At 62.6% G+C, this 17,769-nt stretch carries 13 protein-coding genes and 1 pseudogene; 8 read left to right on the top strand and 6 right to left on the bottom strand.

Going from position 1 to position 17,769, the window contains the following annotated elements:
- Nucleotides 1-2: 2 nt before the first annotated feature.
- Entirely contained in the window at nt 3-1,469 is a 1,467-nt protein-coding gene (locus FHR23_RS14560) for a glucoamylase family protein (protein ID WP_184005445.1), read from the bottom strand.
- A 39-nt stretch (nt 1,470-1,508) separates the two neighbouring features.
- The gene (locus FHR23_RS14565) at nt 1,509-2,507 is read right to left on the bottom strand and encodes a LacI family DNA-binding transcriptional regulator (protein WP_343043175.1); all 999 of its coding nucleotides are present in this window, start codon (nt 2,505-2,507) and stop codon (nt 1,509-1,511) included.
- 158 nt (nt 2,508-2,665) lie between these two features.
- Between FHR23_RS14565 and FHR23_RS14570 the strand changes: the two genes are divergently transcribed.
- Nucleotides 2,666-4,948 carry a glycoside hydrolase family 3 N-terminal domain-containing protein gene (locus FHR23_RS14570; protein WP_184005447.1) on the top strand — a complete coding sequence of 761 codons (2,283 nt, stop codon included), beginning with the start codon at nt 2,666-2,668 and terminating at the stop codon, nt 4,946-4,948.
- On the opposite strand, the gene FHR23_RS14575 is transcribed toward FHR23_RS14570, so the two are convergent.
- A complete protein-coding gene (locus tag FHR23_RS14575; protein ID WP_425506376.1) occupies nt 4,929-6,350 on the bottom strand; it encodes an MFS transporter in 1,422 nt (473 codons plus the stop codon). The genes FHR23_RS14570 and FHR23_RS14575 overlap by 20 nt on opposite strands.
- Before the next feature lie 219 nt (nt 6,351-6,569).
- On the opposite strand from FHR23_RS14575, the gene FHR23_RS14580 reads away from it, so the two are divergent.
- The 6 genes from FHR23_RS14580 (at nt 6,570) to FHR23_RS14605 (ending at nt 12,819) form a co-directional block, all read left to right on the top strand.
- Nucleotides 6,570-6,839, top strand: coding sequence for a hypothetical protein (locus FHR23_RS14580; protein WP_184005451.1), 270 nt, complete (start codon nt 6,570-6,572; stop codon nt 6,837-6,839).
- A gap of 119 nt (nt 6,840-6,958) precedes the next feature.
- A complete protein-coding gene (locus FHR23_RS14585) occupies nt 6,959-7,672 on the top strand; it encodes a response regulator transcription factor (protein ID WP_184005453.1) in 714 nt (237 codons plus the stop codon).
- The gene (locus FHR23_RS14590) at nt 7,669-8,982 is read left to right on the top strand and encodes an ATP-binding protein (protein ID WP_184005455.1); all 1,314 of its coding nucleotides are present in this window, start codon (nt 7,669-7,671) and stop codon (nt 8,980-8,982) included. Before FHR23_RS14585 ends, FHR23_RS14590 begins: the two co-directional genes overlap by 4 nt.
- 132 nt (nt 8,983-9,114) lie before the next feature.
- Complete coding sequence (locus FHR23_RS14595) at nt 9,115-9,822, top strand: carbonic anhydrase (RefSeq protein WP_184005457.1); 708 nt, start codon at nt 9,115-9,117, stop codon at nt 9,820-9,822.
- Nucleotides 9,819-11,360, top strand: a complete 1,542-nt coding sequence (locus tag FHR23_RS14600; protein WP_425506375.1) for a SulP family inorganic anion transporter — start codon at nt 9,819-9,821, stop codon at nt 11,358-11,360. Before FHR23_RS14595 ends, FHR23_RS14600 begins: the two co-directional genes overlap by 4 nt.
- A gap of 136 nt (nt 11,361-11,496) precedes the next feature.
- The gene (locus FHR23_RS14605) at nt 11,497-12,819 is read left to right on the top strand and encodes a M1 family metallopeptidase (RefSeq protein WP_184005459.1); all 1,323 of its coding nucleotides are present in this window, start codon (nt 11,497-11,499) and stop codon (nt 12,817-12,819) included.
- A gap of 30 nt (nt 12,820-12,849) precedes the next feature.
- Here the strand turns inward: FHR23_RS14605 and FHR23_RS14610 are convergent, their stop codons facing one another.
- A complete protein-coding gene (locus FHR23_RS14610; protein WP_184005461.1) occupies nt 12,850-13,134 on the bottom strand; it encodes a hypothetical protein in 285 nt (94 codons plus the stop codon).
- Between the two features lie 11 nt (nt 13,135-13,145).
- Nucleotides 13,146-15,581 (bottom strand): ribonuclease R family protein, encoded by a 2,436-nt coding sequence (locus FHR23_RS14615; protein ID WP_246359917.1) that lies wholly within the window; start codon nt 15,579-15,581, stop codon nt 13,146-13,148.
- A 226-nt stretch (nt 15,582-15,807) separates the two neighbouring features.
- On the opposite strand from FHR23_RS14615, the gene glpD reads away from it, so the two are divergent.
- Nucleotides 15,808-17,262 (top strand): glycerol-3-phosphate dehydrogenase, encoded by a 1,455-nt coding sequence (gene glpD, locus FHR23_RS14620; RefSeq protein WP_184005463.1) that lies wholly within the window; start codon nt 15,808-15,810, stop codon nt 17,260-17,262.
- A 301-nt stretch (nt 17,263-17,563) separates the two neighbouring features.
- On the opposite strand, the pseudogene FHR23_RS14625 reads toward glpD, so the two are convergent.
- Nucleotides 17,564-17,769: pseudogene (locus FHR23_RS14625) on the bottom strand (DNA-binding protein); the annotation flags it as partial.

Here is a 17,769-nt window from a genome sequence, read left to right on the forward strand (position 1 = left end):
CATCAGGCAGGCGTGGCGGGTGCCTTGTCCAGCCAGCCGCCGCTAAAGCCCGCGCGCCGCAGGCCGCGAACGATGTTCGGGCTGCGCCGCATCACGCTCCAGACCAGATCGTCCTCATGGTTGGCGATGGCACCCAGAATCGGTCCCTGATCGATTCCCAGCCAGTCGTTCGCGACCCAGCCATGCTGTGCATCTACCGTACCGCTGCGCACATCGCGGTCGGTGGCACGGAAGCTGGGATTGAAGCTGTCGCGAAAGCCGTATTCGCCGAACAGCCGGTCGCCATGCTGTTTCAGCATCGCCAGTCCCGCCGGAACCGAAATTTCGGGCGCAAAAGCCAGCGAGCCCAGCGCAGCGGTCGGCGCGATCGTGCCGTCGTCGAACCCGTCAGGCTCATTAATGGGTCCACGTGCCGAATAGCCGCGATATTTGCGCGTCAGCTCATCATGCTCGATGGCGAAACCACCCGGCCCGTCACAGGCCGTCAGCCCCCAGATATCCTTGCTATAGCCACGCCATCCCAGCGGGTTTTGCGTGCAATAGGCACGGTTTGCATAGGTGTTACGGCGACTATTTTCGAAATAGTCGAATCCGGCGGCACGCATCGGTGCGTCATAGATGCCGCGAAAGTCGATCCACATCTCGCTATATTGCGATCCGAACAGCGGCGCGAAGGCCAGCCGCCTCTTATCGCCCTCCCCTTTCCAGAAACAGGGATAGGTTGCGGTCCATGCCTTCCAGCTACCGTCTGCGGCCGGATGGCGCTTCGACCCGAGCGCCAGCACATAGACCAGCTTACCCTCATTATATCCGGTCCAGCGCCGTTCGATGAAGCCGCTCTCGGGATGCCACCCCATCGAAATGCCCGGCCCGTCCTGTTGCCACCAGTTCCAGTCGGCGGCCTCGACCAGTTCGGTGCCCAGCCTGCGGATTTCGCGCTCGTCACGATGGTCGCCATCGAAAAAACCGGTGGCGAACAGGATACCCATCTGCATCAGACTGGTGTCGACGGTCGAAAGCTCCGTCTTTCCGGCACGCAGGCCGGTCTTCATGTCGAGGAAGTGGTAGAAGAACCCCTTATATCCCGCAACGCCCTGCGCAGCGCTTCCCATCGGCAGGCGCGACAGAAAGCGTAACGTGGTCAGCGTGCGTTGCCGTGCATCTGCCCGCTTGATCCAGCCGCGCTGTACGCCGATGCCATAAGCGGTCAGACCAAAACCGATCGCGGCGATGCTGCAATAGGATTTGGACGGATAGCGATCCGGGATCAGCCCATTTTCAGAGTTCGCGGTGTTCAGGAAATAGAGCAGCGTCCTGCGCTCGATTTCCCGGAATTCCGCGGGAAGAACCGATGAACCGGCTTTACCCTGCATCGCGCGCATGGCCTGAACGGGGCCGGAAACCGCACCGGCGGCAAATGCCGCACCGGCACCAGTGACAAGCGTTCTGCGGTTGAGCGAAAGGGTCATCGGCAATATCTCTCCTGGTTTGGGATGACCCGATACCGCTCAGTTCGACGCTTGCGTCGTACCGCGCGCCATCAGGCCGGGGGTCAAACGTTCAAATGCGGGGGCGTCTGCGCGCCCTTCCATTTCCTCGATCAGGCGCTCGGTGGCGCGTGCGCCAAGGCCGTCAATGTCAACGCGCATGGTGGAAAGCGACAGAAACCGGGCCAGCGGCACGTCGTCGAAACCGGCCACCGCGACCCGCCCGGGCACATCGATACCCGCCTCGCGCAATGCCTGCAGCGCGCCGAGCGCCATCATGTCGTTGGCCGCGAAGATCGCGTCGAAAGGCACGTCATCAGCAAGCAATTCCTGCACCAGCCGCCCGGCCGTCGCTTCCTGAAAGTCGCCTTGCAGGATGCGCGCGGGCTGATCCGGGGCGAGTTCCGCCATGACTTCGGAAAAGGCGTCGCGCCGTTCGCTGGCGTCCAGATTGTCCTCAATCCCGGCAATATGGACGATATTGCGACGGCCGCAGGCAAGCAGATGTTCAACCATCAGGCGCACCCCGGCGCGATTGTCGACGCGGAACGCGTGATGCCGATCTTCCCCCTGACAATTGACCAGCACGGTCGGCAACCCTGTCGGCAGAGCTGCCGCAAGGTCGGCAGCATCCAGTTGCGGTGCCATCACCAGCAATCCGTCCACCCGGCCGCGCATCGCCGCCATGGCCTGCCCGGCCAGCACGCCGTCGGCATGCATGCTCGACAGGAGCGGGAAATATCCATGCGCACTGGCCGCCCGGTCGATCCCGCGCATCAGTTCACTGAAAAACTCGCCATGCAGATCGGGGAGAACTACCCCCAGTGCGTGCGTGCGTGCAGTGCTCAGGCTGCGCGCTGCGGCATTGGGCGTATATCCCAGCGCCCTGACCGCCTCCAGCACCCGTTCGCGGGTATCGGGATGCACATTATCCTTGCCGTTCAGCACGCGTGAGACGGAAGCTACCGAAAGCTCCGCCGCGCGCGCGACATCCCGGATCGTCGCCGACGTCTTGGCCACGTCGCCTACTCCATTCCGTTGAAATAACGCGCTGTGATAATTCATTGCCAAGCCGATTGCCACCGAACGGGTTGGCGGGTATGTAACCGGTTACAGTCATCGGCACAAACAATTATCGCTGTCTTGTAAGCGTAAGCCAAAAGAGGGATGGGAGGGGTATGCTCAAAAAACCCGTAGCACGTCGCAGCATCATTCAGGCACTGGGCCTGATGACCGCATGGTCCGCAACTCCGGTGCGTGCCGCATTGAAGTCGATGGATGCGAAGCAGACCCCCGCCTTTATCGACAAGCTGATCCAGCGCATGACTCTGGAGGAAAAAGCCGGGCAGCTGACCATCATGGCGGCCGCATGGGGCGGCAGCCACGCCACCGCGCTCAACCCGCCGGGTGACGGCAAGGGATTTGACGACCAGCTCGCCGATGCGGCGGCGGGCAGGCTGACCGGCGTGTTCAACGGCGGCGGCGCCGAAATGGCGCTGCGTATGCAAAAGGCGGTGATGCAGAAATCGCGGATGAAAATTCCGCTGCTGTTCGCTGCCGACGTCATTCACGGCTTCCGCACCATCTTCCCCATCCCGCTTGCCGAAGCGTCCAGTTTCGACCCCGACCTTGCCATGCGCACCGCGCGCGCCGCCGCGTTCGAGGCGAGCGGTGCCGGGATCGACTGGACCTTTGCGCCAATGGTCGACATCGCCCGCGATCAACGCTGGGGCCGGGTCATGGAGGGTGCCGGTGAGGACGTGTATCTGGGCGATCTGTTCGCCGCGGCCCGTACCAGAGGGTTTCAGGGAGAAAGCCTGAACTCCGACGAATCATGTCTTGCCTGCCCAAAGCATTTTGCCGCCTATGGCGCGGTGGAGGCCGGCCTCGACTATAACCATGTCGACATGTCGATGCGCACGCTGCGCGAAGTCTACCTGCCGCCGTTCAAAAAGGCGTTTGAAGCGGGCGCAATGACCACCATGGCGTCGTTCAACGACATTAACGGCGTGCCCAGTACCGAAAATCACTGGCTGCTCACCGAGCTCCTGCGCGACGAGTGGGGTTTCACCGGCATGGTGGTTTCGGACTATACCGGGGATCAGGAACTGATCGCCCATGGCGTCGCCGCCGACGGCAAGGATGCAGCGCGCCTCGCCTTTCTGGCGGGCGTCGATATGAGCATGCAGAGCGACCTCTATTACAAACACCTGCCCGATCTGGTCCGCGGCGGCGCGATTCCCGAAGAAAAGGTGGACATGTCCGTGCGCCGTGTCCTGATGATCAAGGCGATGCTGGGTCTGTTCGACGACCCGTTCCTGCGGATCAAACCGGCGCGTGAAAAGTCGCGTGCCTTTCTGCCCGCAAACATTGCCCTCAGCCGCGAAGCCGCGCGCAAATCCATCGTGCTGCTGAAAAACGAAGGCGATCTGCTACCGCTTTCAACCAGCAAGAAGATCGCGGTGATCGGCCCCTTCGCCGACGGCAAGCACGACCTGATCGGCGGCTGGGTCGTCTATGGCACCGATCAGGATGCAGTCGACATGCCGACTGCGCTGCGTGCTGCCGGCGCCGATTTCACCGTGACGAAGGGCAGCGATGTCGAGAAACCGCTGGAGGGCGGCATCGATGCAGCGGTTGCCGCTGCGCAGGCCGCCGATGTGGTCGTCCTTGCCATCGGCGAAAGCCAGAACATGTCGGGCGAAGCGCAGTCGCGCGTGGATATTGTGGTCCCCGAGCCGCAACAGGCGGTGGCGGAAGCGGTGGCGAAAACCGGCAAGCCCATTGTCGTGCTCCTGAAAAACGGACGCGGCCTGGCGCTGAAGGGAGCAGTACGTGACGCAGCGGCAATCCTCGTCACCTGGCAACTGGGAACGCAGGGCAGCAACGCCATTGCCGACATCCTGTTCGGCGCGCACGGCCCATCCGGCCGCCTGCCGATCAGCCTGCCCTATGCCACCGGGCAGGAACCCTATTATTACGCGCACCGGTCGACCGGGCGTCCACAACCGGCCGACCAGCCGCGTGAACCGTACAAGGCGCAATATCGCACCGTTCCCAATGCGGCGCTCTATCCGTTCGGCCACGGCCTGACCTATGGCAATATTGCCTATTCCGATCTGACGATGAGCAGCGCCGACCTGCCCTGGGACGGCACAATCGAACTCGGCGCGACGATCACCAATTCAGGCAAGCGAGCCGCTGAGGAGACCGCGCAGCTCTACATCCATGATGTCGTGGCAAACGTTACCCGGCCGGTACGCCTGCTCACCGCCTTTCAGAAGGTGCAGCTTGCCCCCGGCGAGTCCAAAAAGGTCCGTTTCAGCATTACGCGACAGGATCTGCTTTACATCGGCCTCGACATGAAATGGGGCGTTGAACCGGGCGCGTTCGACGTCTGGATCGCGCCTTCTGCTCAGGCCGAGGGAGTGAAGGGCAGTTTCACGCTTCAGGGCGGCTGACGGCCGGTGCGTCGGCGGGGTGTCGATCATCCCGCCCGGCACCGCGCACCGGATAGGCGAGCATGATCAGGCCGGCCAGCAGGAAGAAGAACAAGGGCACCAGCGCGATCCCCAGTCGCAGCCCGGTTTCGCTGGCGATGGTATGGGCGAAACTGTTCTTCAGCCCCTCATGCCCCAGAATATAGCCCAGCATCAGCGTTCCCATGCCGATACCCAGACGCTGCAGCAACGCGACCAGCCCATAGGTAGCGGCATCCGCGCGCACGCCCAGATTGCGTTCGCCATGATCGATGGTGCGCGGCAACAATGCCCACAGCACGAAACTCTGTCCGACAATCGCCACCTGCATCACCACCAGAAAGATCTGTGCCGATGCGACGATGCTCATGTCGCCGAACACGAACAGGAGCAGATTGACCGCACCCAGCGCGGCGGCGGCAAACCATAAACGGCGCGCCCCGAACCGCCGCGTAAACAACAGACATAGCGGGATAGCCAGACCGCTTACCGCCATCATCAGCCCCAGCGCCAGATGGCCCGCCTGTTCATCCCCAAGCGCGTATTTGAAATAATAAAGGACCGATTTGTCGACCATCGTGACGGCGACAATCATCGCGCTCATCGCCCCTGCCAGCACCAGAAACGCACGGTTGCGCAGCACTGCCATGATCGTGACGAGCAGCGGCAGCGTGGCAGGGGCCTTATGCGCGTCCTCCATACCATCGCGATAGTTTAATCCGACGAAAATGAGCAAAACCGTCGCAACGATCGCGAACAGGACGGCCGCTCCGGAATAAGCCGCCGCCCCCTGCTCGCCCGTCAGCCATTGCCCCAACGGAACGGTACCGAGCGCGACGGTCATCGCGGCAAGCGTGCCGGACAGCATCCGCACACCCGCCACCAGCGCGCGATCGCCCTCATTGGTACTGATCCGCGCAGACATCGCGAGATAGGGTATGTTGACCAGCGCATAGAAACTGCGCAGCGCGATGTGCGTGCCCAGCACCCACCAAAGGATGCCGTTCCCGGTCAGAGGCACGGGCATATAGGCAAGCACAAAGCTCAGCCCCAGCGGAATCGTTCCGATCATGAAAGTGCGGCAATGGCGCCCGACAACAGGCACCCGGTCGACCCACAGCCCGATGGCAAGACTGATGACACCATCCCATACGGACGCGATGGCATATAACCATGCCGCCGTGGTGATCGGCAGGTGCAGTGCCTCGGTATAGTAAAAGAGCAGGTAGAGCATCATGCTCTGCCAGTAGAGGTTGAACCCGTAATCTCCGCTGGCGAAGAACAGCAGGCGTGCAAATCCCGGCCTGGACGGGCGCGCGCCCTTCTGCGTTTCCGTTCCTTCGCACCGAAACCGTCTGGAAATCCCGCTATGTCGCTCGGTCAGAACCCGGCTCCTTCATCGGCAAGGCTTCGCTGCGTTTTGCATGTCATTGCAGGCCCTACCCTCATCCGGCGAGCATTCGCCCTGCCCCCTTGGAAATCACCGCTTTCCATAAGAGCCGGAAGAAGCGCACGCCAGCAACACTTTGTTACAAAGCCGTGCGGATCAGGAAAACTGACAAGTCTAGTCAGGGTGCAACCGATCATTTTTCAAGAGGAAGCTATGTTCGCATCCCTAATACTCGCCGCCGGGCTGTCGGCGGTTACTCCGCAAGTCGGCGCGTCCGCGACCATGGCTGCCTGCCACCCCCATCCCGGCAAGACCATCGGCTGCGCCACCCGAAAGACACCCGTAGCCGCCACGCCCAGGACGGCTGCAGCCGCCTGTCACCCGCATCACGGCAAATCGCATGTGTGCCGTTCCGGACAACGTGTTGCGATGAACAGCGACGACCGGACCAACAGTTCGATGGGCCGTGGCGCCCCGCAATAACCGATCCATCCCCCTTGAGTGACGGAGCTGCCCTTGCTCCGTCACTCTCTTTTTGTCTGGACGCATCAGGGTCCGGCATTTATCCCGCCCGCCTGAAAGCCCCGGATTAAAATGAGTTTATGACAGCCGGTTCCATCGTACTGGTCGAAGATGACCCACCGCTGCGCATGCTGACCGCACGCGCGCTTCAGGAAAGCGGGTATGATGTCCGGACCGCCGCCACCGGTGCCGAAATGTGGGTCGCACTGGAGGGTGCTCCCGCCGATCTGATCATCCTCGACATCATGCTGCCGGGTACCAGCGGCCTCGACCTGTTCCGCAAGCTGCGCCGCGAAAGCGACGTCCCCATCATCTTCGTCAGCGCACGCGGCAACGAACAGGACCGGGTGCTCGGCCTCGAACTCGGTGCCGACGATTATCTCGCCAAGCCGTTCAGCACCCGCGAACTGATTGCCCGCGTCGGTGCGGTATTGCGACGCCATGGCGCACCGACCGATGCAGAGCGCGATGCCGTCCGCAACGAAGCGCGGTTCGACGGCTGGACCGTCTCGCTCAGCCGCCGCGAACTCCATTCGCCCGACGGCACCATGGTCGACCTGACCAGTGCGGAATTCGATCTGCTGACCACCTTCCTCAATCAACCGCAGCGCGTGATCAGTCGCGAACGTCTGATCGAATTGTCGCGCACGCGTATCGGCGACAGTTCCGATCGCAGCATCGATGTGCTGATCAGCCGGTTGCGACGAAAGATTTCCGCGGCCGGAGGCGACGCCCCGATCGTTACCGTGCGCGGCATCGGCTATATGCTGCGATCCGAGGTCGAGCGCGCGTGAAACATTTACGGCCGACCGGCCTGCTGGGGCGGCTGATTGCGATCCTGCTCTGCGTCGCAGCGATCGATTTCGCGGTAAACACGCTGCTTTTCGAACGCGCCAGCAACTTTGCCCTGCAAGAGGATGAAGCCGCCAATCTCGCCAGTCAGTTGACGCTCAGCAAGCGACTGCTCGAGCAATTACCGTCGACTGACCGGGCGGCGGCGGTTCAGGAGCTGAGCAGCAAGCGCTTCTCCCTGACCCTGCAGGCAAGCACCGTCGAACGCCCACGATCCAGCGTCGAACTGGCTGCCTTGCGCCAGCAGATGCTGGCTCTGCGTCCCAATCTGGCTAAGGCAGGATTGCAACTGCATCTGCTGCCGCTCAGCCGCGGCGGCGATATCGGAGGATCGGTGGTCTTGAACGACGGAACGGTCCTCAGTTTCGTCAGCCATGGCCGCCTGTCCTGGACGCTGACCGTCGGCCGTGTGGCCGGACTGCTGGCGCCGTCGCTGATCCTGCTCGCGCTTGCATGGATTGCGTTGCGGGCAATGCTGGCGCCTCTCAACCGGCTGGTCAGCGCGACCGCGCATGTCGGCGCGCGCGATCCCGAGCCGCTCGACCCTCAGGGGCCTGCGGAGGTGAAGCAGCTCATCCATGCCTTCAACGCCATGCAGACGCGAATCCACAACCTGCTGGCGAGCCGGGTACAGACGCTGCTCGCCATCGGACACGATCTGCGCACACCGCTTGCCCGACTAAGGCTACGGCTTGACTCGGCGGGTCTGGACGGCACCGCGCGCGCCGAAATGGAGCATGACATTCGCGAAATGGATGAACTGCTCCAGTCCCTGCAAAGCTATGTCGATCCCGCCGCTAACAGCAAGGTGCCGGAACGCGTCGATCTCGCGGCGATGGCGATGACGCTGGTCGATTCGGCCACCGATCACGGCGACAGCGCAACCTATGACGGGCCGGACAGTCTGGTCGCCACATTGCGTCCTGTCGCGGTCCGCCGGGCGCTGCGCAACCTGATCGACAATGCCCTGCACTATGCCGGATCGGCGACCGTTCGGCTGATCCGCGACGGTGAAACCGCCGTCATCACCGTCGAAGACGATGGCCCCGGCATTCCCGAGGACAAGCTTGAAGAAGTGCAGCACGCCTTTGTCCGTCTCGACGCGGCGCGCGCCCGCGACACACCGGGCATGGGGCTGGGCCTCGCCATCGTTCGCCGAGCCATCCGCAACGAAGGGGGACAGTTCGCGCTATCGAACCGAGCGGAAGGCGGATTATGCGCAACGGTTCGCCTGCCGCTGGCACCGGAATAACGCTTCACCGCACCTGCGAAACAAAACGTTACAAACCCGCACACTCCGGGAAAACCCCTCTCCGTACACCTCTCTCACCGGCGGCTCCTTAAACAGGGTCGTCGGCCCCAAGAAAGACAAGAGGTGATCGTCATGAGTGATGTAATCGGCCGGGTTGTAAACTTCGAAAAAAGCGTGTTTCCGGATAGTCGCGAACTCTATTCACGGCTGTCGGCGGAGGGACAGGCCCCCAAGGCGCTGATGATATCCTGCGCGGACTCGCGCATCGTTCCGGAAGAGATTGTGCAGGCGAAACCGGGTGACCTGTTCGTTTGCCGCAATGCGGGAAATATCGTGCCCCCCTTCGCCACGCAAAATGGCGGCGTTACCTCGACGGTCGAATATGCCGTGATGGTGCTGGGCGTGAGCGACATCATTGTCTGCGGCCATTCCGAATGCGGCGCGATGACGGCGCTGGCGGCCCCCGAACTGCCCGAAGGCATGCCCAATGTCGCCGCATGGCTGCGCCACGGCACCGCGGCAAAGCATGTCGTCGATTGCTGCTCGCCCGACCTGGACGGCACCGAACGTGTCCGCGCCCTGACACTGGAAAATGTCAGCGCCCAGCTTGCGCATCTGCGCACCCACCCTTCGGTTGCCGCCGCCATCGCGCGCGGCGACGTGACGCTGCATGGCTGGTTCGTCGATATCCGCGCCGGTCAGGTGCTTGGCCTGAATGGCGAGACCAACCGTTTCGAACCGATCCGCGAGGACAGCCCGCTGCCGGTGGCGCTGCCCGCCCGCAAGCGCGCTTCGGGTGAGATCGTTCTGCCCACCGCCGACAAGGCAGTCGCGGCATGAGCGAGGCCGCAACCATGGATATGACCGAAGGTAAAAAGGGAGCTTTCCCCTTTCTCGCCCGCGATTTCACCGCGTCTATCGTGGTGTTCCTGGTCGCGATGCCGCTGTGCATGGGTATTGCCATCGCGTCGGGCGTGCCGCCGGAAAAGGGCCTCGTTACCGGCATTATCGGCGGTATCGTCGTCGGCCTGTTCGCCGGTTCGCCGCTGCAGGTCAGCGGCCCGGCGGCCGGACTTGCCGTCATCGTTTTCGAATTCGTCCAAAGCCATGGGCTGAGCGCGCTCGGCCCGGTCCTGATCCTCGCCGGTGTGCTGCAACTCGTTGCGGGCGCATTGCGCATGGGTGGCCTGTTCCGTTCCATCTCCCCGGCGGTCGTGCACGGGATGCTGGCAGGCATCGGCGCGCTGATCGTCATTGGTCAGTTCCATACGCTGTTTGACGCCAAACCGATGTCGAGTTCGGCGCAGAACCTTGCCGCGATGCCCGCACGCGTCCTTGGCCTCAGCCCCTGGAACCTGCAGGGCGCCGAGCTGGCGCTGCTGATCGGTCTTGTCACCATCGGCGTGATGATCGGCTGGGAGAAGGTACGTCCGAAATCGATGGCACTGGTTCCCGGTGCACTTCTGGGCGTGGTGACAGCAACCCTGCTCGCATGGGGCATGGGGCTGAACATCGCGCGCATCACCGTGCCGGAATCGATCACGGCGGCGATTGTCCCGCCGGGTGACGGCTTTTTCGGCTTCCTGTCGAACCCTGCCATCCTGCTGTCGGCGGTCGTCATCGCCTTCATCGCCAGCGCCGAAACCCTGTTGTCGGCGGCCGCCGTCGACAAGATGCACGACGGTGTGCGCACCGATTATAACAAGGAATTGCGAGCACAGGGCATCGGCAACTTCCTGTGCGGTCTGGCCGGTGCGTTGCCGATGACCGGCGTCATCGTGCGCAGTTCCGCCAATGTGCAGGCGGGTGCGAAAACCCGGTTGTCGGCGATCCTGCACGGCATCTGGATTCTCGGCTTCGTCGCCCTGCTGCCCTGGCTGCTGCGCGAAGTACCGATGGCGGCGCTGGGTGGTGTGCTGGTCGTGGTCGGCTGGCGCCTGATCAGCCTGAAGCATGTCCACAGCCTGTTCCGGCGCCATGGCATGATGCCGGCGATGATCTGGGCCGTCACCTTCCTGCTGGTAGTGGGCGCCGACCTGCTCACCGGCGTGCTGGCAGGCCTTGCCCTCTCGCTGCTCGAACTGGTCCGCTATCGCCGCAACCTTCGCCTGAAGGTGGAGGAAGATCATGGCGACGAGGCGACCCGGCTTCAGCTTGAAGGTACGGCCAGTTTCCTCAGCCTCACCCGCCTGATCGGCAAGCTGGAATCGCTGCCGGGCGAACGCCGCGTACACCTCGACCTGTCGCGGCTCAGTGGCCTCGACCACACCTCTGCGGAAATGCTCTCCGAATGGCTGTCACGCCGTCACAAGGCAGGCAATACCGTGGAGGTCAGCGGTCCGGGGCACATCCTGAAGCCGCTCACCGTTCCCGCCTGACGGGATATCACCGGGCCATATGGCCACGGTCTTTTGGGGAAGGGCATCGGCAACTGGCTGCCGATGCCCTTTTTCGTGCGGTATCATCATGTTCTGAAAGGTTGTTCCGAAGTGTCTGGGAGAATAAGCAGGTGTCATGATCTCACGATACCTTCGGCCTGCCGCATTGCTGGCGCTCAGCCCGCTGATCATTGCCGATCATCCCGTTTCGCCAGATACAGGCTATGACATACTCTCCTATGCCGTCACCCTTGCTCCCGATGCAGCCGACAAGTCGGTTCACGGCAGGGAAACGATACACCTGCGGGTGGATAGCCCGAACCTGAAGAAACTGATCTTTTCTGCAAACGCGCTGCACATTCACCATTCCATGCTGAATAATAGCCCCGTCGAATTTTCATCGGATTCGAACGGCCTTTCCTTTTTGCCCCGGTCCCTGCTTCACAAAGGAGAGACGGTGCGCCTGTCCTTTGACTTCGATGGAACGCCCAAGCGCGGAATTCATGCGATTCCGGGCGGATTATATAGCAGCTATTTCGCCTGTGACTGGATGGTGTGCCTTCAAAATTCACCGGGGGACAAGGCCTTGCTGAGGCTCGACCTCGTCATTCCAGCCGGTCTGCAATCGCTGGGGCCAGGCAAACGCGTGGGACGTAAAACCCTGCCTGATGGCAGGGTCTCGGTTCGCTGGCAGACAAGGCGACCCTATTCGCCCTATCTGTACGGCTTCGCCTTTGGATCGTTCGTGCAGCAAAACGCATCCAAGGGAAATGGCAGAGAGGTGTATCTGGATGCCACCGGAGGCCATGCCGATCTGAAGAAATTGTTCGCACAAACCCCTGCGATCGTTTCGTTTCTGTCACGAAAAGCAGGGGTATCCCTCCCGGCTGGTAACTATAGCCAGTTACTGGTCCCCGGCTATGAAGCGCAGGAAGCAACGACCTATTCGCTGATCGGCGAAAAGGCTCTGGCGCGTGATCTGACGCACCCTGACGAACAGTGGATCATCGTTCACGAACTGTCCCATCAATGGTGGGGCAACCTGGTGACCTGCGCCACTTGGCGCGACCTTTGGCTCAATGAAGGTTTCGCCACTTTCATGACAGCCGCATGGAAGGAGCATCGCTATGGCAAGGCTGCGTATGAGGCGGAACTGGATGTAGCCCGTTCTCGTCTGGCAAAGGCGCGTGCCGCCGGTTTCGACAAACCCCTGTCATGGGGCGGAGCCTATCCGTCGATCGGCATCCGTCGAGCGGTGCAGTACAGCAAGGGAGCACTGTTCCTCGACCATTTACGACAGTTGATGGGGGACAACGCCTTTTGGCGGGGTATCCGGCACTATACGCGCGATCATGCGGGCGGAACGGTCACCAGCGCCGATTTTCAGAATGCCATGCAACACGCGACCAAACGCGATCTTTCGGTCGCATTCAACCAATGGGTCTATGGTCGCCCGTAAGTACGAAACCATCGAACGGCGCGGCGCGCCTTATCCCAGCAGCGCCGTCAGTGCCCCGGCGGCGATGGCGACCAGAATGCCGGTGCGCCGCCGCCGCTTCTTCCGGAACCGGCGATAGGCGGCCATGTCGATATAGAATCCGCCGCGATTATCCTGTTTCAGCACTTCCTGTTCGCGAAGCTGTTCGAACAACCGCTGATCGGTACGGGTTTCGGGATCGAACGGCACGGCATTTTCAGGACCATTGGCATCCTGACGCAGAAAATGGTCAAGGATTTCCTGCCGCCGTCTCGCGGTGATCTTGCTGTCGGACATGCGTGCCTTCCCTATTTCTTCTTGCGGCCCTGATGGCGAATATTGGCGGGACGTCCCCGGCGTTTGATAATGCGTTTTGGCTTGCCGCGATGTTTGAACCCGTCGGACGAACCGCCGGCCGATCCCTTGCCGTCCGGCAGTTCGAAGCGCAACGCACCCGATACCGGATTGGCCTCGACCAGCCGTAGCGGCAGGCGCTGGCCCAATGCAAATGCCTCACCGCTGTCTTCGCCGACCAGCCGCTGTCCCGCTTCGTCATAGCGGAAATATTCAGTGCCCAGATCGCGCGCGGGCACCAGCCCGTCGCCGCCCATCCCGTCCACGGTCGCGAAGAACCCGAAATTCTGCACGCCGGTAATTCGCGTTTCCATGACGCTGCCGACATGTTCGGACAGATAGGCCGCGACATAGCGATCGACCGTATCGCGTTCCGCCTCCATCGCCCGGCGTTCAAGGTTGCTGATCGTTTCGCCGATCCGCTCCATCTGCGCTGCATCTTCCGCCGTCAGCCCCCCCGGCCCCAACTTGTAACTTGCCACCAGCGCGCGATGGACGATCAGGTCGGCATAACGGCGGATGGGCGAGGTGAAATGCGCATAACTGCCCAGCGCCAGCCCGAAATGCCCATGATTGGCGGGTCCGTAATAGGCCTGGGTCTGGGTACGCAGCACCTGCTGCATCACCTCTTCGCGATAATCGGCGTCACCCACTCGCGCGATCACGTTGTTGAACGTGGCGGGTCGGATCACCTGCCCCAGCGCGAAGCTGATGTCGAAGGTATCGAGATAATCCTTAAGAGCGACCAGCTTCTCGCGACCCGGCGGTTCGTGGATGCGATAGAGAAAGCTCGCCTTCTTCGCCTCCAGCGCCTTGGCGGCGGCGACATTGGCGGCGATCATGTAATCCTCAATCAGGCGGTGCGCATCCAGCCTCTCACGCGGCGCGACGGACAGGATGCGACCCTTTTCATCCAGTTCGATCCGCCGTTCGGGCAAGTCGAGCGCCAGCGGCTCGCGCTTCGCCCGCGCCTTTGCCAGCGCCTCCCAGCAGCCCCAAAGCGGCTTCAGCGCGGTTTCCACCAACGCGTCATCCCAGCGAAAGCTGGGATCGCGTGCCTCTGCGGAATCATCCGTTGCCTGAGCCCCCGGCTTCCGCTGGGGTGACATGGTTTCATCCATCGCCGCCTGTGCGTCCTCATAAGCGATGTTCGCTGCGATGCGCACCACCGCGCGGGTGAAGCGCCGCGCCTTGATCGTGCCGTTCTTCGAGATCTGCATGTGGCAGGCAAGTGCGGCGCGATCCTCTCCCTGCTTCAGTGAACAGACCTCCGCCGACAGGATTTCGGGCAGCATCGGCACCACCCGGTCGGGAAAATAGACGCTGTTGCCGCGCCGCCGCGCCTCCCGGTCGAGCGCGGAACCGGGGCGCACGTAAAAACTGACATCGGCAATCGCAACGATCGCTTTCCATCCGCCCGCATTGTCGGGATCGTCATCCGGCGCCGCCCACACCGCATCGTCATGGTCGCGCGCATCCGCCGGGTCGATGGCGACGATCGGCAGATGGCGGAGGTCTTCACGTTCCTCCCCGCTACGGGGAGGGGGACCAGCCGCAGGCTGGTGGAGGGGGAGGTCGGCAGACAAACCGTTTGAAGGCTTGCCCCCTCCACCACCGCTCCTGGCGGCGGTCCCCCTCCCCGTGCCGGGGAGGATGGACTGTTTCGCGACCTCCGCCGCCTCCTCCAGAGTCTCCTCGCGAAAGATATGTGGAATGTCGTGTTTGTGGATCGCGATCAGGGAGAAGCTGCGCGCCTCGAACGGATCGCCCAGCCGCTCGGTCACTTTCGCGGTCATGCGCGGCGGCCGCCCCGCTTTTTCGGCCAGTACCAGATCACCCGGCTCGGCATCGCCCGCATCCGACACCGGAAAGTCGCGTCGCTCCTTTTTCTCGACGCCCTGCAGCCAGAGTTTGCCGCCCTCTTCATGCAGCACGCCGAGCATCAGCGCCTCACCACGCTGCAGTTTCTTCATCGGGTGCGCGATCCAGCCCTTGCCCGCTTCCTCGGTGCGCGCCAGCACCCGGTCGCCGACGCCCAGCGTCGCGCGTTTCGAGCGTTCGCGTACCCGCAGGCGCGGCGCGGGCTTGTCCTCCGCTTCCCAGCGCTCCGGCTCGGCCCAGACATTCCCGCCGTCATCGACATCGACGATGCGCAGCACCGTCACCTTGGGCAGCCCGCCCATCTTGTGAAAGGCACGCCCCGGTGCCGAGTCGATCAGCCCTTCATCGCCCATGTCGCGCAACAGTTTTTTCAGCGCGATCTTGTCTTGCCCCTTCAGGCCGAAAGCGCGCGCAATCTCGCGCTTGCCGGCGGGCTGGTCCGACTTGCCGATGAAATCGAGGATCTGCTGCCGCGTGGGCAATCCGGCGGGGGGTGTGTTCTTTGCCATCTGCTGCCCGATGTAGGCCAGCATGCCGCCACAACCAACAGATGCGTTGTGCATAAATCGCATCAGCGTGTGTTTAAGAGATCGGCCCCGGCCCGCTCCCCCTCCCGACCACCCATAGCAATACCCTGATTGGGTGGCCGGGAGGGGGAGCGGGCCGGGGCCGTACATGGAAATTCGTCTGAAATGCGAATTTCCAAAGAGACTCTCAGCGGATAGGAAGGCGTCCGTGACCTATGACCTGCTCATCATCGGCGGCGGCATCAACGGCTGCGCGATCGCCCGCGAAGCCGCGCTTAACGGCCTGTCGGTGCTGCTCGTGGAGAAGGACGATCTTGCCGCCCATACCTCGTCCGCCTCGACCAAGCTGATTCACGGCGGGCTGCGCTATCTGGAATATTATGAGTTCAAACTGGTGCGCGAAGCGCTGCATGAGCGCGAACGGCTGCTCAATGCCGCCCCGCACCTGATCCACCCGCTGCGCTTCATTCTGCCGCAGGAACATTCGCAACGCCCGGCATGGATGGTGCGCACCGGCCTGTTCCTCTACGACCTGCTGGCGGGACAGAGTTCGATGCCGCGCTCGCGCTCGCTCACCGCAAAGGATGAGCTGGCGCGCCTGCCGCTGCTGACGCCGGGCAAGGGCTATAGCTATTGGGACGCGCGCGTCGACGATGCGCGCCTGACGCTCGCCAATGCGCTCGACGCCCATGCCGAGGGTGCGGAGATCGCCCCGCGCACCGCTCTCCTCTCCGCCAGCCGAACGGCGGACGGATGGGAGGCGAAACTCTCCGACGGGCGCAGCGTGCAGGCGCGCGCGCTGGTCAACGCCGCCGGTCCCTGGGTCGCGGAAATGCTCAAGACGCTGGGCGTACGCACGCAAAGTGGCGTGCGGCTGGTCAAAGGCAGCCATATCGTCGTCCGGCGCATGTATCAGGGCGACCACGCCTATATCCTGCAACAGCCCGATGGCCGCATCGTCTTCGCGATCAACTGGCTGGGCGATTACACGATGATCGGCACCACCGACATCCCGGTCGACACCCCCGACGATCCGGTCTGTTCGGCGGAAGAGGCCGAATATCTGCGCGAGGCGGTGAACCGCTATTTCAAATGGCCGATTGCCGAGCATCATGTGCTGCATAGCTGGTCGGGCGTGCGCCCGCTCTATGACGACGGCGCCAAAAGCGCGAGCGCGGTGACGCGCGAATATGTGCTGGAACTCGATAGTGAGGCCGCGCCCGTGCTGTCGGTGTTCGGCGGCAAGATCACCACCGGCCGCGCGCTGGCGGAGGATGCGCTGGCAAAACTCGGCCCGGCGCTGGGTTTCACCCCTGCCCCCGTCACCCGCGCGCGCATCTTTCCCGGCGGCGGGATCGACGATTTCGACCATTTCGTCGAACAGGTGCGCGTCCACTGGCCGTTTCTGGGCGACTCCCGCTCGCTGCGCCTAGCCCGCGCCTATGGCACGCAGGTCAGCGAGTTGCTCGACGGGGTCAAAAGCGAGGCCGATATGGGTCGCGATTTCGGCTTCGGCTTTACCGAGCTGGAGGCGCGCTGGATGCAGACCCGCGAATGGGCGCGCACCGCCGACGACATGCTGCTGCGCCGAAGCCACCTCGCCCTGCACATGACGGAGGACGAACGCACCGCGTTTGCAACATGGCTGGCGAAACGGGGGTGACTAAGAGATACCGCGTACATTCATTATCGAAGATGAGCGTCGCGCCGACCACATCGCCGAATTCACCTCCAGAACCAACAGGATGCGCTAAAGCGGCCAGCTGATCTTCCTTGGGATCAGAAACCCAATGGGTGTCCCTGCACGAGCTGGCGAATTTGCGGACATCGCCACCATATCGTTGAATATAATACCTTTTGAACACCATGGAGGCAGACTAGAAACGACACGCTTTTGAATATTTCGGCAAAAGGTGCCGTCTTGCTCTTTAACAGGTCCGCACCATGTGTCCTACGGACGGCTGCTATAAATCTGCCTCGCGTTTGAGTTCTCTGAGACGTTCGAGGCACAGCGTCTCGACGGTATCGCGCAGCTGCGCAATCGCAGCGGCGAGCGCGTCGAGATCGTCGCGGGTAATGGCGTACTGTGCCGAGTAGCGCGCCTCGACATAGGCGCGCTTCAGCAACTCGAACCGGCGCCGGTCGGTACGCTGCTCGCGCGGCCAGCTTG

The sequence above is a fragment of the Stakelama sediminis genome (assembly GCF_014199335.1).
Taxonomy (GTDB): domain Bacteria; phylum Pseudomonadota; class Alphaproteobacteria; order Sphingomonadales; family Sphingomonadaceae; genus Sphingomonas; species Sphingomonas sediminis.